The organism is Streptomyces triticisoli, assembly GCF_003270085.1.
Lineage (GTDB): Bacteria > Actinomycetota > Actinomycetes > Streptomycetales > Streptomycetaceae > Streptomyces > Streptomyces triticisoli.
Genome location: NZ_QFDQ01000212.1, coordinates 1 through 21,551 on the forward strand (window position 1 = coordinate 1; position 21,551 = coordinate 21,551).

Consider the following 21,551-nt stretch of genomic DNA (forward strand, 5'->3'; position numbering starts at 1 on the left):
GCCGGGCCCCGCACCCCTCGGAGGCGCGGGGCCCGGCTGCGTCCGACCTGCGTTCAGAAGCGCCCGGATCAGCCCGTCTTTGATCATTTCTGTAGCGCGGTTCTCATCCCCGGCGGCCCATTTCGGTAACTCCTTGCTTATGGACGCAGTCGGTCTGTCACCCTGTCCCCATCGACAGAACCGATTCGTCCGCACCGCTCGGGGAGCCGCTGATGGGGGCCATTCCGACGCAGCGGGAGACCGCCTCCCGTGCCTCCGCGGTGCCCGCGCACGCCTCAGGCACGACCGCGCAGCACGGCGCGGGGACGCGCACGGAGGTGTACACGACGCTGCCCGGCAACCCCCTCGCGCCCGGCTCCGCCCGCGCACTGCTGCGCACGGCGCTGACGGAGTGGACGGACCTCGGATGCGTGATCGCCGAGGGACTGGCCGAGGACGCCGTCATCGTGGTCAGCGAGCTGGTCACCAACGCCGTCGTGCACGCGGGCACCGACGTCGAGCTGACCTGCCGGCTGGAGCCCGAGACCGGCGCCTGTGTCATCGAGGTCTGCGACCACCACCCCTCGCGCACCCCCCGCGACCACGGCGGCGAGGCAGCGTACGAGCCCGCCGAGTACGGCCGCGGCCTGCGCCTGGTCGAGGCCCTCTCCGAGGCCTGGGGCATCACCTACCGGACCGGCGCCAAGACGGTGTGGGCACGGCTGCCCGCCGAGGGCAGCACGGTGGACGAGAGCGCCCGGGCCTACGACGCCGAGCGCGGCCTCGCCGTCGCCGAGGCCTTCGCGCCCGGGCCGCAGTACGCCGGACGGGACCGGGAGTGGCTGGGCCGGGGCGCGCTGTCCTTCCTCGCCGAGGCCTCCGACCTGCTCGCCGGGCAGCTCGACGAGGACCTGGTCGCCTCGCTCACCGGACAACTGCTCGTCCCCCGGCTGGCCGACTGGTGCGCGGTGTGGCTGGAGGACGAGTCCACCGCGCGGTGGGGGTCCTCCCACTGGAGCGGGGACCAGAGCGGGGCTGGCTGGAGCGACGGCACCGGCGTGGCCGGGCCACGGCTCGCCCGCGTCTGGCACGGCAGCGAGAGCCACATCGAGGAGCTGCGCCGCGCCCTGGAGAAGGACCCGCCGCGCCCGGGCGACGGCCTGCGCTCCGGGCCCGCTCCCTACCCCTGGCCCGCGGAGGCCCTCGGCCCCCACGCGTCCCACGGCGCGGCGCTCGCGTACCGGCTGATCGCCGGCGGCCGCCCGCTGGGCACGCTGGTCATCGGACGGACCGGGCTGCCCCGCTTCCCCGACGAGGTCACCGGGCTGGTCGAGGACCTCAGCCGCCGGGTCGCGCTCGCCATCGGCGCGGCCCGCCAGTACGCCCGGCAGGCCACCATCAGCGCCGTACTGCAACGCGGACTGCTGCCCGGAGCGGTCGCCGAGATCCCCGGCATGCGCAGCGCCCTCGTCTACGAGCCGTGCGACAAGGGCGGCCCGAGCGGCGACTTCTACGACCTCTTCCCGGCCGGCGACGGCCGCTGGTGCTTCGCCGTCGGCGACGTACAGGGCAAGGGACCCGAGGCCGCCGTCGTCATCGGACTCGCCCGGCCCTGGCTGCGACTGCTGGCCCGCGAGGGGTACGGCGTCGCCGACGTCCTCGACCGCCTCAACCAGCTCCTCCTCGACGACGCCACCGAGGCCGCCGACGCCGCCGCCCGCGTCCTGGCGGCCGCCGGCGGCCGCGCCCCCGGCGACAGCCCCCAGACCCGCTTCCTGTCCCTCCTGTACGGCGAACTCGCCCCCTTCGAGGGCGGCGTCCGCTGCACCCTCGCCTGTGCCGGGCACCCGCTGCCGCTGGTCCTCGGGCACAACGGAGACGTGTGTACGGTCGCCCGGCCGCAGACCCTGCTCGGGGTGATCGAGGACGAGACGTACACCTGCGAGACCTTCGAGCTCGGCCCCGGCGACACCCTGCTGTGCGTCACCGACGGCGTCACCGAGCGGCGTTCCGGCTCCCGCCAGTTCGACGACGGCGACGGGCTCGCCACGGCCCTCGCCGGCTGCGCCGGGCTCGACGCGGAACTGATCGCCGAGCGCATCCAGCGGCTCGTGCACGAGTTCGGGGAACGCCCGCCGGAGGACGACCTCGCCCTGCTGGTGCTGCAGGCGGATTGACTTGCTCCTCGGGCTGGAGCCCGAGGATTCTGGCCCTCCGCTCCGGTGCCGTGCCGCTACGCGGCACGGGTACCGGTGACGACGAAGGAGGCGAAGTACCGGCCCGCCGCGTCCTGGATCACGGCGACCGAGGACGGGACGGTGGGCAGGGACCGCGACCACCTGACCCGCACCTCGCCGATCTTCGGCAGGCTCAGCCGCCCGGTGGAGGTGATCGACCAGCGGGCGTTGGCGGTGAACCGAATCGCCTGCCTCGCATCCTTGCGCGACTTGAACCGCGGCGCGCCCACCTTCGGGCCCCGGCGCTTGCCCTTCAAGGAGGCGAAGAAGTCGCGGTAGGCCGCCTCGACGTCCCGCAGCGCCTGCTGCAGCACCACCGCCGACACCTCGCCCAGCCAGTGCCGCTCCCGGGTCTTCTTCGCCTCGGTGAGCAGCGTCCGCGACAAAACCGCCGCGGTCGGGAACGGCTCCCCGGCCGCCCGGGCCCGCTCCCGCGCGGCGACCGCGTCGTTGTACACCACCCGCGCACACCCGAACGCCCTCGCCAGCGCACTGCGCTGGCCCGGCGTCGGGTCGAGACGGAAGGCGTACCGAAGCTGCATGATCCGGACGCTAGCACCGGTCACCGGCAGTCCGGGGCGGATCGGCCGAATCCGGCCCCGCCGGAACGATCCGGCGACACTCCGCGTCACATCCGCCGGATCCGCTGCACCACCGGCATGAACGCGGTGCACTGCAAATGAATCCCGGTAGCGGCCGGGCAACCGTCCGGGTGCTGGACAATGGAACGCATGCCTTCCGCACTCCCCGACGGCGAGCCCGTACCCGGCGACGGCGCGCTGCCCGCGCACGCGCTCGCCGGGGCGGCCGACCGGCCCCTCGGGTTCTACCTGCACGTCCCCTACTGCGCGACCCGCTGCGGCTACTGCGACTTCAACACCTACACCGCCACCGAGCTGCGCGGCACCGGCGGGGTGCTCGCCTCCCGCGACAACTACGCCGGGATCCTCGTCGACGAGGTCCGCCTCGCCCGCAAGGTCCTGGGTGACGACCCGCGTGAGGTCCGCACGGTCTTCGTCGGCGGCGGTACGCCCACGCTGCTGGCCGCGGACGACCTGGTGCGGATGCTGGGGGCGATCCGTGACGAGTTCGGTCTCGCGGCCGACGCGGAGATCACCACGGAGGCCAACCCCGACTCGGTCGACCCGGCCTACCTGGCCGCACTCCGGGAGGGCGGCTTCAACCGCATCTCCTTCGGGATGCAGAGCACCCGGCAGCACGTGCTGAAGATCCTCGACCGCACACACACACCCGGGCGGCCCGAGGCGTGCGTGGCCGAGGCGCGTGCGGCCGGCTTCGAGCACGTCAACCTCGACCTGATCTACGGCACGCCCGGCGAGTCCGACGACGACTGGCGGGCCTCGCTGGACGCGGCCCTCGGCGCCGGACCCGACCACGTGTCGGCGTACGCGCTGATCGTGGAGGAGGGCACGCAGCTCGCCCGCCGGATCCGGCGCGGGGAGATCCCGATGACGGACGACGACGTGCACGCCGACCGCTACCTGATCGCCGAGGAGACGCTGTCCGCGGCGGGCTTCGAGTGGTACGAGGTCTCCAACTGGGCCACGTCGGAGGCGGGCCGCTGCCTGCACAACGAGCTGTACTGGCGCGGCGCCGACTGGTGGGGCGCGGGCCCCGGGGCGCACAGCCACGTGGGCGGCGTGCGCTGGTGGAACGTCAAGCACCCCGGTGCGTACGCGGCGGCCCTCGCCTCCGGCCGCTCCCCGGGCGCCGGCCGGGAACTCCTCATGGAGGAGGACCGGCGGGTGGAGCGGATCCTGCTGGAACTGCGGTTGCGGGAGGGGGTCCCGCTGGACCTGCTGCGTCCGGAGGGCCTGGCGGCGTCCCGGCGGGCGCTGTCCGAGGGACTGCTGGAGCGGGGGCCGTACGAGACGGGCCGCGCTGTGCTGACGCTGCGCGGGCGGCTGCTGGCGGACGCGGTGGTGCGGGACCTGGTGGACTGATCCGGTCAGGCGGGTTCGGTCACGAAATCAATCAACTGTTCCACCTTCCCCAGCAACTCCGGCTCCAGGTCCTTGTAGGACCGTACGCGCGCCAGGACGCCCTGCCAGGCCGCGCCCGTGTTCTCCGGCCAGCCCAGGGCCCGGCAGACGCCCGTCTTCCAGTCCTGGCCGCGGGGGATGGTGGGCCAGCCCTCGATGCCGAGCGAGGACGGCTTCACGGCCTGCCAGATGTCGATGTACGGGTGGCCGACCACCAGGGCGTGTTCGCTGGTCACCGAGTCGGCGATGCGCCACTCCTTGGTGCCGGGGACCAGGTGGTCGACGAGGACGCCGAGGCGGGCGTCCGGGCCGGGGGCGAACTCCTCGACGATCGCCGGCAGGTCGTCGACGCCCTCCAGGTACTCCACGACCACGCCCTCGACGCGCAGGTCGTCGCCCCACACCTTCTCGACCAGTTCGGCGTCGTGCCGGCCCTCGACGTAGATGCGCCCGGCGCGGGCCACGCGCGCGCGTGCGTGGGGGACGGCCACCGAACCGGAAGCCGTACGGGTGGGCCGCAGCGGGCCGGACGACGGCTTCACCAGCGTGACCGCCCTGCCCTCCAGCAGGAAGCCGCGGGGCTGGAGCGGGAACACCCGGTGCTTGCCGAAGCGGTCCTCCAGCGTCACCGTGCCCGCCTCGCAGCGGACCACCGCCCCGCAGAAGCCGGTGCCCGGCTCCTCCACCACCAGACCGGGCTCGGCCGGAACCTCCGGCGCGGCCTTCGGTTTCTTCCACGGCGGGGTCAGGTCGGGTGAGTACGAACGAAGGCGCGGGCCCGAGGGGCCCTCGTTGGAAGGGCGGTGGCGGGAGACGGGTGGGCGCATTCGAGTGACGATAGGAGAAACCCGCGGCCGATCAGCGCGACACGCCGAAGCGCGCGGTCAGGGCGTCCCGCTGGGCCCGGACGAAGGCCGCGTCCACCACCGCTCCGTGGCCGGGCACGTACAGTGCGTCCTCGCCGCCGAGCGCCAGCAGCCGGTCGAGGGCGGCGGGCCACCGGGACGGTACGGCGTCGGGGCCGGCCTGGGGTTCGCCGGACTCCTCGACCAGGTCGCCGCAGAAGACGACGGCCGGCTCGCCCGGGACGACGACCGCGAGATCGTGGGCGGTGTGGCCGGGGCCCACGTTCGCCAGCAGCACCTCCCGTCCGCCGCCGAGCGGGAGGGCGAGCCGGGCGCGGACCTCGCGGCCGGGCCCTACCAGGGCCTGAGCCGCCTCCTCGGCCGCCCGCGCGTCCAGCCCGTGGCGCACCGCGTCCGCGCGCAGCTCGGCGCGCCCGTCGGTGAACACCGCGCCCGCGCCCTCGGCGGCGAAGACCTCCGCGTCCGTGAACGCCGCCGCCCCCAGGACGTGGTCGAAGTGCGGATGTGTCAGCGCGAGAAGCGTCACATCACCACCGGCGAGCTCCCGCGCCTGTGCGCACAGCCGCGCGCCCTCCGCCAGACTCGATCCCGCGTCGACGAGCAGTGCGCGGTCCGCCCCGACGACCAGCCCGGTCGTGCAGTCCCACCCAGGAAGGCGGACCCGCCCGACCCCGTCCGCCAGCTGTTCCCACCCGAGCTCTTCCCAAGTCACGCTCATACGGCGACGCTAGCCTCGCAGGACCGGCCTTGCCCGGGGTGTACCCGACAGCCGTACACTGGGCGGGTAAAGCTGGCACTCGTATGCGCCGAGTGCCAGGTGGGGAAGCCGATCAGTGATTCTGGAGGTGTGCGCGATGCTCAGTGAGCGAAGGCTTCAGGTGTTGCGTGCCATCGTCCAGGACTACGTCGGCACCGAGGAGCCGGTCGGTTCCAAGGCCCTGACCGAGCGGCACGGCCTCGGTGTCTCGCCGGCCACGGTCCGCAACGACATGGCGGCCCTGGAGGAAGAGGGCTACATCGCCCAGCCGCACACCAGTGCCGGCCGTATCCCCACCGACAAGGGGTACCGCCTGTTCGTCGACAAGCTGGCCGAGGTCAAGCCGATGACCGCGCCGGAGCGGCGCGCCATCCAGAACTTCCTCGACGGCGCCGTCGACCTCGACGACGTGGTGGCCCGCACGGTGCGGCTGCTCGCGCAGCTGACCCGGCAGGTCGCCGTGGTGCAGTACCCGTCGCTGACCCGTTCGACCGTGCGGCACGTGGAGTTGCTGTCGCTCGCGCCCGCGCGCGTGATGCTGGTGCTGATCACGGACACCGGCCGGGTCGAGCAGCGGATGATCGACTGTCCCGCGCCCTTCGGGGAGACGTCCCTGGCCGACCTGCGGGCGCGGCTGAACAGCCGGGTCGCCGGACGGCGCTTCACGGACGTCCCGCAGCTGGTGGAGGACCTGCCCGAGGGCTTCGACGTCGAGGACCGCGGGGCCGTCTCGACCGTGCTGTCCACTCTGCTGGAGACGCTCGTCGAGGAGAACGAGGAGCGGCTGGTGATCGGCGGCACCGCCAATCTGACCCGCTTCGCGCACGACTTCCCGCTCACCATCCGGCCCGTCCTGGAGGCGCTGGAGGAGCAGGTGGTCCTGCTGAGACTGCTCGGCGAGATGCAGAATCCGGGCATGACCGTGCGCATCGGTCATGAGAACGCCTACGAGGGACTCAACTCCACGTCCATCGTGTCGGTCGGCTACGGTTCGGGCGGCGAGGCAGTGGCCAAGCTCGGCGTGGTCGGACCGACCCGCATGGACTACCCGGGAACGATGGGAGCGGTACGCGCAGTGGCACGGTACGTCGGACAGATCCTGGCGGAGTCGTAGGTGGCCACGGACTACTACGCCGTTCTCGGCGTGCGTCGCGACGCGTCGCAGGAAGAGATCAAGAAGGCCTTCCGGCGGCTCGCGCGCGAGCTGCACCCGGACGTCAATCCGGACCCGAAGACCCAGGAGCGGTTCAAAGAGATCAACGCCGCCTACGAGGTGTTGTCGGACCCGCAGAAGAAGCAGGTCTACGACCTCGGCGGCGAACCGCTCTCGCAGGCCGGCGGCGCCGGCGCGGGCGCCGGCTTCGGGGCGGGCGCCTTCGGGAACTTCTCCGACATCATGGACGCGTTCTTCGGTACGGCGTCGCAGCGCGGACCGCGTTCGCGTACGCGCCGGGGCCAGGACGCGATGATCCGGCTCGAGGTCGAGCTGGACGAGGCGGCCTTCGGCACGACGAAGGACATCCAGGTCGACACAGCCGTCGTCTGCAACACCTGCAACGGCGAGGGCGCGGCCCCCGGCACCAGCGCCCAGACGTGCGACATGTGCCGTGGCCGCGGTGAGGTCTCCCAGGTCACCCGGTCCTTCCTGGGCCAGGTCATGACCTCCCGCCCCTGCCCCCAGTGCCAGGGCTTCGGCACGGTGGTGCCCACCCCGTGCCCGGAGTGCGCCGGCGACGGCCGCATCCGCGCCCGCCGCACGCTGACCGTGAAGATCCCGGCCGGTGTGGACAACGGCACGCGCATCCAGCTCGCGGGCGAGGGCGAGGTCGGCCCCGGCGGCGGCCCCGCCGGTGACCTCTATGTCGAGATCCACGAGCTGCCGCACCCGACCTTCCAGCGGCGCGGCGACGACCTGCACTGCACGGTCACCATCCCGATGACCGCGGCGGCCCTCGGCACCAAGGTGCCGCTGGAGACCCTGGACGGCCTGGAGGAGGTCGACATCCGACCGGGCACCCAGTCCGGCCAGTCGATCCCGCTGCACGGCCGGGGCGTCACGCATCTGCGCGGCGGCGGCCGCGGCGACCTCATCGTGCACGTCGAGGTGCAGACCCCGACCAAGCTCGACCCCGAGCAGGAACGCCTGCTGCGCGAACTGGCCAAACTGCGCGGCGAGGAACGCCCACAGGGGCAGTTCCAGCCGGGGCAGCAGGGGCTGTTCTCCCGGTTGAAGGATGCGTTCAACGGTCGTTGACGGGTGGGTGGAGCTGGGCTGGGGGTCCGGGGGTCGGCCCCCGGGCAGGCACAGTCAGCCGGGGCAGCAGGGGCTGTTCTCCCGGTTGAAGGATGCGTTCAACGGTCGTTGACGGGCTGCGGACGGGCGTGCCCGCCGGCCTCTGGCGGGGGACACCTCCGGCATATGCCGGAGGTCGCCCGGATTCGGGCCTGTGGGGAGGACGTGACACCATGCGGTCATGTCCTCCGCGCTGACCGATCTCTTCCCGCACCCCATCGTGCAGGCACCCATGGCGGGCGGTCCCTCGGTGCCGGGGCTGGCGGCCGCGGTGTCCGACGCGGGCGGACTGGGATTCCTCGCCGCCGGTTACAAGACCGCGGACGGCATGTACCAGGAGATCAAGCAGCTGCGCGGGCTGACCGGCCGCCCCTTCGGCGTCAACGTGTTCATGCCGCAGCCGGAGAACGCCGAGTCCGGCGCCGTCGACCTCTACGCCCAGCAGCTGGCCGGCGAAGCCGGCTGGTACGACACCGAGCTCGGCGATCCGGAGAACGGACGCGATGACGGCTACGACGCCAAACTCGCCGTACTCCTCGACGACCCGGTACCGGTGGTCTCCTTCCACTTCGGCGTGCCCGCCCGCGAGGTGGTGGACTCGCTGCACCGGGTCGGCACGGTCGTCCTCGCCTCCGCGACCACCGCGGAGGAGGCGCTCGCCGTGGACCGGTCGGGCGCGGACGCGGTGATCGCCCAGGGCGTGGAGGCCGGCGGCCACCAGGGCACCCACCGCGACCTGCCGGAGAACGACGGCGCCGGGATCGGCGTGCTCTCGCTCGTGGCGCAGATCCGTGAGGCGGCGGACATCCCGGTCGTCGCGGCCGGAGGCATCATGCGCGGCAGCCAGATCGCCGCCGTACTCGCGGCGGGCGCGAGCGCGGCCCAGCTCGGCACGGCGTTCCTCGCCACCCCCGAGTCCGGCGCGTACGCCGTGCACAAGCAGGCCCTGACCAACCACCTGTTCCCCCATACGGAGCTGACCCGCGCGTTCTCCGGGCGGCCGGCCCGCGGGCTGGTCAACCGCTTCATGCGGGAGCACGGCCCGTACGCGCCCGCCGCCTACCCGGAGGTCCACCACCTCACCTCCCCGCTGCGCAAGGCGGCGGCCAGGGCGGGCGACGCGCAGGGCATGGCGTTGTGGGCGGGGCAGGGCCACCGGATGGCCCGTGAGCTGCCCGCCGGACAGCTGGTGGAGGTGCTGATGACCGAACTCGACGCGGCCCGGACGGCGTTGGCGGCCCGTCCGGCGGCAGGAGGTGGTGCGCGATGACCGCGCCGGTGTTCGTCGTCGACCAACTGGTCGACCAACTGGACAGTTTCGGCCCGGAGTTCGTGCTCGACGGGCCCGAAGGCCGGCACGCGGTCTCGGTCAAGCGGCTGCGGCCGGGCGAGGGCGTGGTGCTCACCGACGGCCGGGGGCGCTGGACCGAGGGCGTGGTGAAGGCCGCCGAGGGCAAGGACCGGCTGGTGGTCACCGGCCTGGGGTCCCTGGTCGAGGAACCGCCGGAGTCGCCCCGTCTCACCGTCGTCCAGGCCCTGCCCAAGGGTGACCGGGGCGAGCTCGCCGTGGAGACGATGACCGAGGTCGGCGTCGACGCGATCGTGCCGTGGGCCGCCTCCCGCTGCATCACGCAGTGGAAGGGCGACCGGGGGCTGAAGGCGCTCGGCAAGTGGCGCTCGACCGCCCGCGAGGCCGGCAAGCAGTCCCGCAGGGTCCGCTTCCCCGAGGTCGCGGACGCGGCGACGACCAAGCAGGTTGCCGCACTTCTCGCCAAGGCCGACTTCGCCGCCGTACTCCACGAGACCGGCGAGGAACCCCTGGCCACCGCCGAACTCCCCGCCGAGGGCGAGATCGTGCTCGTCGTCGGCCCCGAAGGGGGCGTCTCCCCGGAGGAGTTGGCGCTGTTCCGCGAGGCGGGTGCGAGGGCGTACGTCCTCGGCCGTACCGTGCTGCGCACATCGACCGCGGGCACGGCGGCAACCGCCCTGCTCCTGGGGCGCACGGGCCGCTGGTCCTGACCCGTACGAGGTGCCGGGCGCCACGCGGCGCGCGCATGGCCGTATGCGCCCTACCACGGGCGGCCGAGTGGTGGCACGCTGCCGGACATGGGTGGATCAAGGTGGATTTCTCGTCTGCCGCGGGGGCGGCGGGTGATGGCCGGGGCGGTGCTCGTGGCGGGCACCGTGGGTGGTGCCGTCGCGTGTGATGCCGGTGGGCTGAACACCGCGTCGGTGGCGTACACGACCGACAGGACGGCCACCGAAGAGCTGAACCGGCAGCACGCGTCCGTGCGTTGGCTCACCTGCACGGGCGGCCCCGACGGCGGCGACGAGGCGTACAGGCCGGGGAGGTCCACGCCGTCGGCGTCCGGGCCCACCGTGGTCCTTGTCGACTGCCGGGGGGAGACGAAGGACGGCCGGAAGATCACCGTCACCGGGAAGGTCACCCGTGCGGTCGACGGCGCCTGTGTGCGCGGGGACCTGACCGCCAAGGTGGGCGGGAAGGAGTGGTTCCACGTGCGCGGCCTCGGCAACTGCGAGGCCACGACCGGGCCGACGTACCGGCCGCCCGTCACCCACCGGCCCACCCACGGGCGGCCGGGCCCGACGGTCACGGTGACCGTCACGCGGACGATCCGGTGCCCGGACGACCCGACTTGCCGGCCCGTCCAGGGCAAGTGAGGCACGGCTTCCACGAGGTGACGTGCGCGGCAGGTGATTCCGCCCCCTGTCGGTGGCCGCCGCCGCTGCGTAGGGTAATCGGGTGACTCAGTCCGCATCCTCTGCGTATCTCCGGTTTCCGCATCCGCACGGCGAGTTGGTCGCCTTCACCGCCGAGGACGACGTGTGGCTCGCGCCGCTGGACGGCGGCCGGGCCTGGCGGGTCGGCGCCGACAACGTGCCGGTGAACCACCCCCGCATCTCGCCCGACGGCACCACCGTCGCCTGGACCTCCACCCGCGACGGCGCCCCCGAGATCCACATCGCCCCCGTCGACGGCGGCCCCGCCAAGCGCCTGACCCACTGGGGGAGTGGGCGGACCCAGGTGCGCGGCTGGACCCCGGACGGCGAGGTCCTCGCGATCAGCACCCACGGCCAGGCCAGCCTGCGCCGCTCCTGGGCCCGCGCCGTCCCGCTCGACGGCGGACCGGCCACCACCCTGCCGTACGGGCCGGTCGGCGACGTCGCGTACGGCCCGCACACCGTGCTGCTGTCCGCGCCGATGGGCCGCGAGGCGGCCTGGTGGAAGCGGTACCGGGGCGGCACCGCGGGCAAGCTGTGGATCGACCGCGAGGGCGAGGGCGAGTTCGTACGGCTGCACGAGGAGCTGGACGGCAACCTCGAGTACCCGCTGTGGGTGAGGGAGAGGGTCGCGTTCCTCTCCGACCACGAGGGCACCGGCGCCCTGTACTCCTCCCTCGCCGACGGCTCCGACCTGCGCCGGCACACACCGCTCGACGGCTTCTACGCCCGGCACGCCGCCACCGACGGCACCCGCGTCGTCTACTCGAGCGCCGGTGAACTGTGGCTGCTCGACGACCTCGACGGTGCCGAACCGCGGCGCCTGGACATCCGGCTCGGCGGCCCCCGCGTGGACCTGCAGCCCCACCCGGTCAACGCCTCCCGCTGGTTCGGCTCCGCCGCCCCCGACCACACCGCGCGCGGCAGCGCCGTCTCGGTGCGCGGTGCCGTCCACTGGGTCACCCACCGCTCCGGTCCCGCCCGCGCGCTCGCCGCCGAGCCCGGCGTACGGAACCGGCTGCCGCGCACCTTCCGCGCCGAAGGGGAGGAATGGGTGGTGTGGGTCACGGACGCGGAGGGCGAGGACGCCCTGGAGTTCGCGCCCGCCACCGGCCTCGCGCCCGGCGCCACCCCGCGCCGGCTGGGCGCCGGACAACTCGGCCGGGTCCTGGAACTCGCCGTGGCCCCCGACGGCAGCCGCGTGGCCGTCGCCTCGCACGACGGCCGGCTGCTGCTCGTCGAACGCGAGACCGGCGAGGTCCGTGAGGTCGACCGCAGCGAGCACGGGGACGTCGACGACCTCGCTTTCTCACCCGACTCCACCTGGCTCGCCTGGTCGCACCCCGGCCCGCGCCCGCTCAGCCAGCTCCGCCTCGCCAACACCACCGACCTGTCGGTCACCGACGCGACCCCGCTGCGCTTCCGCGACCACGCCCCCGCCTTCACCCTGGACGGCAAGCACCTCGCCTTCCTCTCCCACCGCTCCTTCGACCCCGTCTACGACGAACACGTCTTCGACCTGGCCTTCGTCGAGGGCTCCCGCCCGCACCTGATCACCCTGGCCGCCACCACGCCCTCCCCGTTCGGCCCGCAGCGGCACGGTCGGCCCTTCGAGGCCCCCGACAAGGAGGAGACCCCCGACAGCGAGGGCACCCCGGCGACCCGTATCGACCTCGAAGGGCTCGCCGACCGCATCGTGCCCTTCCCGGTCGAGGCCGCCCGCTACTCCAACCTGCGCGCCACCAAGGACGGCGTGCTCTGGCTCCGGCACCCGGTGCGCGGCGTACTCGGCGCCGCCCGCGCCACACCCGACGACCCCGACCCGAAGACCGAGCTGGAGCGCTACGACCTCGTCCAGCAGCGCATCGAGCACCTCGCCGCCGACGCCGACCACTTCGAGGTCAGCGGTGACGGCAAGCGCGTCCTGCTGTGGACCGACGGCAAGCTCAAGGTCGTCCCCAGTGACCGGCGCGCCTCCGGCGACGAGGACAGCGACTCCAACATCACCGTCGACCTCGGCCGGGTGCGGCAGACCGTCGAGCCGGCCGCGGAGTGGCGGCAGATGTACGAGGAGACCGGCCGCATCATGCGGGACCACTTCTGGCGGCCCGACATGGGCGGCGTCGACTGGGACGGCGTCCTCGACCGCTACCGGCCCGTCCTGGACCGCGTCGCCACCCACGACGACCTGGTCGACCTGCTGTGGGAGGTGCACGGCGAGCTCGGCACCTCGCACGCCTACGTCATGCCGAACGGCGGCCACGGCCACGGCGCCCGGCAGGGCCTGCTCGGCGCGGACATCTCCCGGCACGAGGACGGCAGTTGGCGCATCGACCGGATCCTGCCCTCGGAGACCTCCGACCCGGACGCGCGCAGCCCGCTCGCCGCGCCCGGAGTCGCGGTGCGCGCCGGGGACGCGATCGTCGCCGTCGGCGGCCGGCCGGTCGACCCGGTGACCGGGCCCGGCCCGCTGCTCGTCGGTACGGCGGGCAAGCCGGTGGAACTCACCGTCTCGCCCGCCGGCGGCGGCGACCCGCGGCACGCGGTCGTCGTCCCCGTCGCCGACGAGGAGCCGCTGCGCTACCACGCGTGGGTCGCCGACCGCCGGGCCTACGTCCACGAGAAGTCCGGCGGCCGGCTCGGCTACCTCCACGTGCCGGACATGCAGGCGCCCGGCTGGGCGCAGATCCACCGCGACCTGCGCGTGGAGGTGGCCCGCGAGGGCCTGGTCGTGGACGTCCGCGAGAACCGCGGCGGCCACACCTCCCAGCTGGTGGTGGAGAAGCTGGCCCGGCGGATCGTCGGCTGGGACCTGCCGCGCGGCATGCGGCCGGAGAGCTACCCGATGGACGCGCCCCGGGGGCCGGTCGTCGCCGTGGCCAACGAGTTCTCCGGCTCCGACGGCGACATCGTCAACGCGGCGATCAAGGCGCTGGGCATCGGGCCGGTCGTCGGCACGCGCACCTGGGGCGGCGTCGTCGGCATCGACAGCCGCTACCACCTGGTCGACGGCACGCTGATCACCCAGCCGAAGTACGCGTTCTGGCTGGAGGGCTACGAGTGGGGCGTGGAGAACCACGGGGTGGACCCGGACGTGGAGGTCGTCCAGCGCCCGCAGGACCACGCGGCGGGGAGGGACGTACAGCTGGACGAGGCGGTCCGCATCGCGCTGGAGGCCCTGGAGGCAACGCCGGCGAAGACTCCGCCCTCGCTGCCCTGACGTCCGGGGGCTGCCCGCCCCCGGACCCCCGCTCCGGCCCGGACGGCCTCGTCGAACGGCCTCGTCCTCGGACTCCCCCAAGCTCTTCGAGCAGGGGGTGCGGTGCCCCCATGGACGGGCTGTTTTTCCCACCCTCGATACCATGCCCCGTACTGGATCAACCCGAGGAGGCACCGCATGGCTGGGGAACCCCAGGACGACTGCCTGTTCTGCAAGATCGTCGCAGGCCAGGTCCCCGCGACGATCGTCCGCGAGACGGACACCACCGTCGCCTTCCGCGACATAAACCCCCAGGCGCCCACCCACGTCCTGGTGATCCCCAAGGCGCACCACAAGGACGCCGCCGCCCTCGCCGCCGCCGCCCCGGAGCTCGCCGCGGACGTCCTGCGCGAGACGCAGGCGGTCGCCGACGAGGACAAGCTGGACAGCTACCGCATCGTGTTCAACACGGGCTCCGGAGCCGGCCAGACCGTCTGGCACGCCCACGCCCACGTCCTCGGCGGCCGCGGCCTCGAGTGGCCCCCCGGATAGGCCGGCCGTGTCCGCACGCGAACTGGTCGTCCTCGGTACCGCCAGCCAGGTCCCGACCCGGCACCGCAACCACAACGGCTACCTGCTGCGCTGGGACGGCGAGGGCATCCTGTTCGACCCCGGCGAGGGCACCCAGCGGCAGATGCTGCGCGCCGGGGTCGGCGCGCACGACCTCAACCGGATCTGCGTCACCCACTTCCACGGCGACCACTCCCTGGGCCTCGCCGGAGTGATCCAGCGCATCAACCTCGACCAGGTGCCGCACGAGATCACCGCGCACTACCCGCGCTCGGGCCAACGCTTCTTCGACCGGCTGCGGTACGCCACCGCCTACCGCGAGACCGTCCGGCTCACCGAGACCCCGGTCGACGCCGACGGCGTCCTCGCGACGACCCCGGCGTACACCCTGGAGGCCCGACGGCTCTCCCACCCGGTGGAGTCCTACGGCTACCGGCTCGTCGAGCCCGACGGGCGCCGTATGCTGCCCGACCGGCTCGCCGCGCACGGGATCGAGGGCCCGGACGTGGGCCGCCTCCAGCGGGAGGGGTCCCTGAACGGGGTCCCGCTGGAGGCGGTGAGCGAGGTCCGGCGCGGTCAGCGGTTCGCGTTCGTCATGGACACCCGGCTGTGCGACGGGGTGCACGCGCTCGCCGAGGGCTGCGACCTGCTCGTCATCGAGTCGACCTTCCTCGACGAGGACGAACGACTAGCCGTCGACTACGGTCACCTGACGGCAGGCCAGGCGGCTCGCGCGGCCCGGGACGCCGGCGTGCGGCACCTCGTCCTCACCCACTTCAGCCAGCGCTACAGCGACGCGGAGGAGTTCGAGCGGCAGGCGCGGAGGGCCGGCTTCGACGGGGAGCTGACCGTGGCCCGGGACCTGCTGCGGGTGCCGGTTCCCAAACGCCGCTGACCAGGCCGTACGATGTTCTGATGCCCCTGCCGAAAGCCGAACTGCACCTGCACATCGAAGGCACCCTGGAGCCCGAACTGGCCTTCGCGCTCGCCGAGCGCAACGGTGTCGAGCTGCCGTACGCGGACACCGACGAGATCCGCGAGGCCTACCGGTTCGAGGACCTGCAGTCCTTCCTGAACCTGTACTACGAGCTCATGGCCGTCCTGCGCACCGAGCGGGACTTCGAGGACCTCTCGAACGCCTACCTCGCCCGCGCCGCCGCGCAGGGCGTGCGGCACGCGGAGATCTTCTTCGACCCGCAGGCCCACATCGCGCGCGGCGTCGGCATGGGCACGGTCGTCGAGGGGTTGTGGCGGGCGCTGGGCAGCAGCGAGGAGAACCACGGCGTCTCCACCCAGCTGATCATGTGCTTCCTGCGCGACGAGTCCGCCGAGTCGGCCATGGAGACCCTGCGGGCCGCCGAGCCGTACCTGGACCGGATCGTGGGCGTCGGCCTGGACTCGGCCGAGGCCGGGCATCCGCCGGTGAAGTTCCGCGAGGTGTACGAGGCCGCCGCCGCCCTCGGCCTGCGGCGCGTGGCGCACGCCGGTGAGGAGGGGCCGCCGGAGTACATCAGGCAGGCCCTGGACCTGCTCGGTGTCGAACGCGTCGACCACGGGCTGAGCTGCATGGAGGACCCGGCCCTGGTCGACCGCCTGGTCCGCGACCGGATCCCGCTGACCCTGTGCCCCCTGTCCAACGTCCGGCTGCGCGCGGTCGACACCCTCGCCGACCACCCGCTGCCCGCCATGCTGGACGCCGGGCTGCTCTGCACGGTCAACTCCGACGACCCGGCCTATTTCGGCGGCTACGTCGGCGACAACTTCGACGCCGTACGCGACACCCTGGGCCTCACCGAGGACCGCCTGCGCGAACTGGCCCGAAACTCCTTCCTCGCCTCCTTCCTGGAACACGACGAGGAGCGGCGCAGGCGGTACCTGGCCGAGGTGGAGGCGTACGCATTCCCGTAGGCCCCCGCCCCGTTGACGGAGTGTTTCCCCCTGCTTAAACTCCGTCCGCGTACATGGATGGCCATGGGGGAGATGAGCGAGGGTGACCACCGGACTCGACCTCACCGTCACCGAGGTACGGCTGACCCCGGTCCTGGTGGCCGACCCTCCGCTGCTCAACACCCAGGGCGTCCACCAGCCGTACACGCCCCGCCTGATCGTGGAGGTGGTGACGGCCGGCGGGATCACCGGATACGGCGAGACGTACGGCGACACCAAGTACCTGGAGCCGGCCCGCCCGCTCGCGGGGAAGCTGATCGGTCGTCAGGTCACTGATCTGAACGGCCTCTTCGCGCTCGACGTCGCCGTGGACGCCTCCCGGGTGAGGGACGCCGTCGACGTCGGCGGACTGCGCGGCGTGCAGACCGCCGACAAGCTGCGCCTGTCCGTCCTGTCCGCCTTCGAGGTCGCCTGCCTGGACGCCCTCGGGAAGGCGCTCGGCCTGCCCGTGCACGCGCTGCTCGGCGGGAAGGTGCGGGACACGGTGGAGTACAGCGCCTACCTCTTCTACAAGTGGGGTGCTCACCCCGAGGGGGTGGCCGGCGAGAAGGACGACTGGGGCGCCGCCCTCGACCCGGCCGGGGTGGTGGAGCAGGCGCGCAGGTTCACCGAGCGCCACGGCTTCACCTCCTTCAAGCTCAAGGGCGGGGTCTTCCCGCCCGATGAGGAGATCGCCGCCGTACGAGCCCTCGCGGCGGCCTTCCCGGGGCACCCGCTGCGGCTCGACCCCAACGGGGCCTGGTCGGTGGAGACCTCGGTGAGGGTGGCCCGGGAGCTCGGGGACGTCCTCGAGTACCTGGAGGACCCCGTGCTCGGCACGCCCGCCATGGCCGAGGTGGCCGCGCGGACCGGTGTGCCGCTGGCGACCAACATGTGCGTGACGACCTTCGCCGAGATCAAGGAGGCGTTCACCAGGGGCGCGGTCCAGGTGGTCCTCTCCGACCACCACTACTGGGGCGGCCTGCGCAACACCCAGCACCTGGCGACCCTGTGCGCGGCCTTCGGCGTCGGCGTGTCCATGCACTCCAACACCCACCTGGGGATCAGCCTGGCAGCGATGACCCACGTGGCGTCCACCGTGCCCAACCTGCACCACGCCTGCGACAGCCACTACCCCTGGCAGTCCGAGGACGTCCTCACCGAGCGCCTCACCTTCGACGGCGGCCGGGTCGCCGTCGGTGACGCCCCCGGCCTCGGCGTCGAACTCGACCGGGACCGGCTGGCCTTCCTGCACCGCCGGTGGGCCGAGGACGACGGCCGCCTGCGCGACCGCGACGACGAGGCCGCGATGCGCGTCGCCGAACCGGGCTGGGTCACCCCGGCGGCCCCGCGCTGGTAGGCCGGGAGGGCCTGCGCGTCCCGCGGCGTACGGTGTCGACGCGTTGTCGGTGCTTCTGGTGCACACTGGCCGGACCCGCACCACGTCAGGGAGCGCACCGTGACCCCGTCCAGCACGTCCACCGGGAAGGACCCGGAGTACTGGGAGTACCGGGAGTACCCGGAGGACCGGGAGTACCCGGAGTACCCGGAGGACCGGGAGTACATCGGCGGAGCACCGCACGCCCACCCCCACCCCCCGGTCGACCCGCTGGCCCGGCTGCGCACGGCGGACGACCCGCCCTGGGACGTGTACCTCACGGGCACCGTCTTCCTCGACATCATCTTCACCGGGCTCGTCTCCGCCCCGGTGCGCGGCACCGAGTCCTGGGCGCGCGGGATGGGGTCGAGCCCCGGCGGCGTGGCCAACATGGCGACCGCGCTGGCCCGCCTGGGCCTGCGGACGTCCCTGGCGGCGGCGTTCGGCGACGACCACTACGGCGACTACTGCTGGGACGCTCTCCAACGGGGCGAGGGCATCGACCTGTCCCCGTCCCGCACCGTGCCCGGCTGGCACTCGCCGGTCACCGTCTCCATGGCGTACGAGGGCGAGCGCACGATGGTCTCGCACGGCCACGAGCCGCCCCCGCAGGCCGTGTTCCTCCAGGAGGGTGTCCAGGATCGCAGGCCCCGCGCGCGTGCCGCCGTGGCCTCCCTGACACCCGGCCGGCCCGCCCCCTGGATCGCCCGGGCCGCGGGCGAGGGCACCCGCGTCTTCGGCGACGTCGGCTGGGACGAGACCGGCGCCTGGGACCTTGCGGGCCTGGCCGACCTGGAGCACTGCGAGGCGTTCCTGCCCAACGCCGAGGAGGCGATGCGCTACACGGGCACCGACTGCCCGCGCACCGCCGCGCACGCGCTCACCGAGTTCGTACCGCTCGCGGTGGTCACCCTCGGCGCGGAGGGCGCCTACGCGGTCGACCGGCGCACGGGGGAGACCGCCGAGGTGCCCGCCATCGCCGTGGAAGCGCTGGACCCGACCGGCGCGGGCGACGTGTTCGTGGCCGGCTTCGTCACCGGCACCCTGGCGGGCTGGCCCCTGGCCGACCGCCTCGCCTTCGCCGGCCTCACCGCCGCCCTGTCCGTGCAGGAGTTCGGCGGCTCGCTGTCGGCCCCCGGCTGGGCCGAAGTCGCCGCCTGGTGGCGCCGGGTGCAGTCGGTCGAGGGCCAGGAACCGGCGGCGCTGCGGCGGTACGCCTTCCTGGAGGACCTGGTGCCGGAGGCGAGCGTCGAGCCGTGGCCGCGGCGCAGGGCCGTACCGACGATCGGATTCCGCAGGACGGCGTGACGGGAGTCGGCCGACGGGCGTTGACAGGGGACTGCTGACGCCCAATCATCGGCACGATCGAGCACGATGGGGCAAGCAGTTTCCCGACTCCCTCCGTCGAAGGACACGCGTCGTGCGCAGACCGACCCGCAGACCCGGAGTGCTCCTCGCCGTCCTCGGCCTCAGCCTGGCCCTTCCCGTGGCGTTGACCACCCCGGACCCGGCACAGGCACGGACCCGGACCGAGGCGGCTCCCGACCCCCGAGCCCCCCGGCTCACCCACTCCGCGGACGCGCTCACCCTGACCGTCCCGCCGAGCGGCACCGCTCCCGGCTACACACTTCGGGTGACGACCGGTCAACTCTCCCTGATGACCAGCCGCTCGGGAAGCACGGTCATGGCCACCGCCGACGGCAGCACCGGCGGAGCGCTGCGCTTCCACACCGCCGGCGCCTGGCAGTACGCCACCCGCGTCACCGACTGGACCTGGAAGAACGGCACCCTGACCCTCACCGCCGCCACGACGCTGACCGGCGCGACGGTGCGGGCCCGCATCACCCCGTCCGCCGACCGCTACCTACTCGACTGGCAGGTCGGGGGAGTGACCCCCGAACGCCTCGGGCTGGCCTACGACTTGAAGTCCGCCGGCCACTGGTACGGCCACGGCGAGACACAGACCCCGAAGGGCGGCCCCGCCACCGACCAGCCCTGGCCGCTCGACACCGGCCAGGTCGTCCACGAGGCCTTCGGCCCGGCCTCGTACTACATGATCGACCCCTTCTGGTACACGTCCTCGGCGGCCGGTCTGCACGTGGACACCGGACACGTGATGAACGTGGCGATCAACCGGGGCGAGGACGGCCTGGGCCGCTTCGACATCGAGTCCGCGGACCCGTACCGGGCGACGGTCTTCGTGGAGTCCACGCCCCTGGAGGTCTACCGCGACTACGTCGGCATCGTGGGCAGGCCGGCGAAGAGCGACGCGACGTACCGCCAGTACGCGGAGCCGGTGTGGAACTCCTGGGCGCAGTTCTACACCCACGTCGGCCAGGCCGAACTCCTGGACTACGCCCAGGACCTCCACGACCACGGCCTCACCGGCCACACGCTCCAACTCGACGACAAGTGGGAGTCCAACTACGGGAACCTGACCTTCGACCCGAAGGCCTACCCCGACCCCGGGGCGATGTCACGCCGCGTCCACGACCTGGGCTTCGACTTCGGACTCTGGGTGACCCTGTGGATCAACCTGGACTCCGACCAGTACCAGTACGCCGCCGACCGCGGCTACCTGCTCGCGGACGCCACCGACCCCGGAAGGCCCTGCCGGGTCACGTGGTGGAACGGCACGGCAGGCATCGTCGACCTCGCCAACCCGGAAGCGGCGGCCTGGTACAAGAACCGGCTCAAAACCCTGATGACCACGTACGACGTCGACGGCCTGAAGTTCGACACCCGCTTCTTCGACGAGCGGTGCGCCCCGCGCGCGGGCTACGCCCCCACCGACTACCAGCGCCTGGGCGCCCAGCTCGCCGACGAGTTCGACCTGCAGGGCGTCGGCATCCGTGTCCACTGGGACACCACCGCCCACCGGGCCGGATTCGTCACCCGCCAACTGGACAAGGGCACCGGCTGGGACTCCCTGCGCGCCTCCGTCACCCAGAACCTCGCCATCTCCACGATCGGCTACCCTTTCGTCACCACCGACATGATCGGCGGCTCCAGCGCCCAGCCCGCCCCCACGAAGGAGGTACTGGTCCGCTGGGCCCAGTCCGCGTCCCTGATGCCGCTGATGTACGCCTCCACGTCCCCCGTGGACACCATCGACGTCACGACCGGCAAGAAGGTGGTCTACGACCAGCAGACCATCACCCTCTACCGCCAGGCCCTCGCCCGCCACACCCGCCTGGCCCCCTACATCTGGGACCAGGTCCAGCACACCCTGAGAACCGGCGACCCGATCATGCGTCCCCTGTTCTTCGACTTCCCGCACCACGAGCAGGCGTACACGATCACCGACGCATGGATGCTGGGCCCCGCGGTCCTGGCGGCCCCACAACTGACGAACACCCCCAACCGCCCCATCCACCTCCCCCCGGGCACCTGGTACGACGTGACCCACGCCCGAACCCTCCAGGGCCCCCGGACGATCCAGTCCTACGCCACCCCCCTGGGCGTCACCCCGGTCTTCGTCAACCTCGGAGCGAGCGGGTCGGACAAGGCCCTGAAGGCCCTGCGCTGACGGCCACCCGGGGCGGGCGAACCCTGTGGGGGTGCACCCTGTGGGGGCAGGGGGCGCAGCCCCCGCCCGGGT

16 protein-coding genes and 1 pseudogene are annotated in these 21,551 nt (G+C 73.0%); 14 read left to right on the plus strand and 3 right to left on the minus strand.

All coding sequences use genetic code 11. The annotated features are described in order from the left end of the window. Positions 1–212 precede the first annotated feature (212 nt). A complete protein-coding gene (locus DEP02_RS26105) occupies positions 213–2,156 on the plus strand; it encodes a SpoIIE family protein phosphatase (RefSeq protein WP_112470138.1) in 1,944 nt (647 codons plus the stop codon). Between the two features lie 77 nt (positions 2,157–2,233). Here DEP02_RS26105 and DEP02_RS26110 read toward each other — a convergent pair. After that, positions 2,234–2,704, minus strand: a pseudogene (locus tag DEP02_RS26110) (RNA-guided endonuclease InsQ/TnpB family protein); the annotation flags it as partial. A gap of 243 nt (positions 2,705–2,947) precedes the next feature. On the opposite strand from DEP02_RS26110, the gene hemW reads away from it, so the two are divergent. Beyond that, positions 2,948–4,180, plus strand: coding sequence for a radical SAM family heme chaperone HemW (gene hemW / locus DEP02_RS26115; protein WP_112470139.1), 1,233 nt, complete (start codon positions 2,948–2,950; stop codon positions 4,178–4,180). 5 nt (positions 4,181–4,185) lie between these two features. On the opposite strand, the gene DEP02_RS26120 is transcribed toward hemW, so the two are convergent. Together DEP02_RS26120 and DEP02_RS26125 are read right to left on the minus strand one after the other, a co-directional pair. Further along, positions 4,186–5,046, minus strand: a complete 861-nt coding sequence (locus tag DEP02_RS26120) for a DUF3097 domain-containing protein (protein ID WP_112470140.1) — start codon at positions 5,044–5,046, stop codon at positions 4,186–4,188. Between the two features lie 31 nt (positions 5,047–5,077). Then, positions 5,078–5,803, minus strand: a complete 726-nt coding sequence (locus tag DEP02_RS26125; RefSeq protein WP_112470141.1) for an MBL fold metallo-hydrolase — start codon at positions 5,801–5,803, stop codon at positions 5,078–5,080. Positions 5,804–5,939: 136 nt separating this feature from the next. On the opposite strand from DEP02_RS26125, the gene hrcA reads away from it, so the two are divergent. From hrcA to DEP02_RS26185, 12 genes are all read left to right on the plus strand, one after another. Beyond that, the gene (hrcA, locus tag DEP02_RS26130; protein ID WP_112470160.1) at positions 5,940–6,956 is read left to right on the plus strand and encodes a heat-inducible transcriptional repressor HrcA; all 1,017 of its coding nucleotides are present in this window, start codon (positions 5,940–5,942) and stop codon (positions 6,954–6,956) included. Then, positions 6,957–8,096, plus strand: a complete 1,140-nt coding sequence (gene dnaJ, locus DEP02_RS26135; RefSeq protein WP_112470142.1) for a molecular chaperone DnaJ — start codon at positions 6,957–6,959, stop codon at positions 8,094–8,096. Between the two features lie 220 nt (positions 8,097–8,316). After that, positions 8,317–9,405: a nitronate monooxygenase gene (locus DEP02_RS26140; RefSeq protein WP_112470143.1), complete on the plus strand. Its 1,089-nt coding sequence runs from the start codon at positions 8,317–8,319 to the stop codon at positions 9,403–9,405. Next, on the plus strand, positions 9,402–10,154 hold the full coding sequence (locus DEP02_RS26145) for a 16S rRNA (uracil(1498)-N(3))-methyltransferase (RefSeq protein ID WP_112470144.1): 753 nt from the start codon (positions 9,402–9,404) through the stop codon (positions 10,152–10,154). Before DEP02_RS26140 ends, DEP02_RS26145 begins: the two co-directional genes overlap by 4 nt. A 135-nt stretch (positions 10,155–10,289) precedes the next feature. Then, complete coding sequence (locus DEP02_RS26150) at positions 10,290–10,817, plus strand: hypothetical protein (protein WP_112470145.1); 528 nt, start codon at positions 10,290–10,292, stop codon at positions 10,815–10,817. Between the two features lie 82 nt (positions 10,818–10,899). Further along, positions 10,900–14,097 carry a S41 family peptidase gene (locus tag DEP02_RS26155; RefSeq protein ID WP_112470146.1) on the plus strand — a complete coding sequence of 1,066 codons (3,198 nt, stop codon included), beginning with the start codon at positions 10,900–10,902 and terminating at the stop codon, positions 14,095–14,097. Positions 14,098–14,274: 177 nt separating this feature from the next. Beyond that, entirely contained in the window at positions 14,275–14,628 is a 354-nt protein-coding gene (locus DEP02_RS26160; protein WP_112470147.1) for a histidine triad nucleotide-binding protein, read from the plus strand. Positions 14,629–14,635: 7 nt separating this feature from the next. Then, the gene (locus DEP02_RS26165; RefSeq protein ID WP_112470148.1) at positions 14,636–15,541 is read left to right on the plus strand and encodes a ribonuclease Z; all 906 of its coding nucleotides are present in this window, start codon (positions 14,636–14,638) and stop codon (positions 15,539–15,541) included. Positions 15,542–15,561: 20 nt separating this feature from the next. Beyond that, entirely contained in the window at positions 15,562–16,554 is a 993-nt protein-coding gene (locus tag DEP02_RS26170; protein ID WP_198668599.1) for an adenosine deaminase, read from the plus strand. A gap of 82 nt (positions 16,555–16,636) precedes the next feature. After that, positions 16,637–17,932, plus strand: coding sequence for a glucarate dehydratase family protein (locus tag DEP02_RS26175; RefSeq protein WP_112470149.1), 1,296 nt, complete (start codon positions 16,637–16,639; stop codon positions 17,930–17,932). Between the two features lie 204 nt (positions 17,933–18,136). Continuing rightward, entirely contained in the window at positions 18,137–19,258 is a 1,122-nt protein-coding gene (locus DEP02_RS26180; protein ID WP_112470162.1) for a carbohydrate kinase family protein, read from the plus strand. A gap of 112 nt (positions 19,259–19,370) precedes the next feature. Beyond that, positions 19,371–21,479: a glycoside hydrolase family 31 protein gene (locus DEP02_RS26185; RefSeq protein WP_232839283.1), complete on the plus strand. Its 2,109-nt coding sequence runs from the start codon at positions 19,371–19,373 to the stop codon at positions 21,477–21,479. The last annotated feature ends 72 nt before the right edge of the window (positions 21,480–21,551 follow it).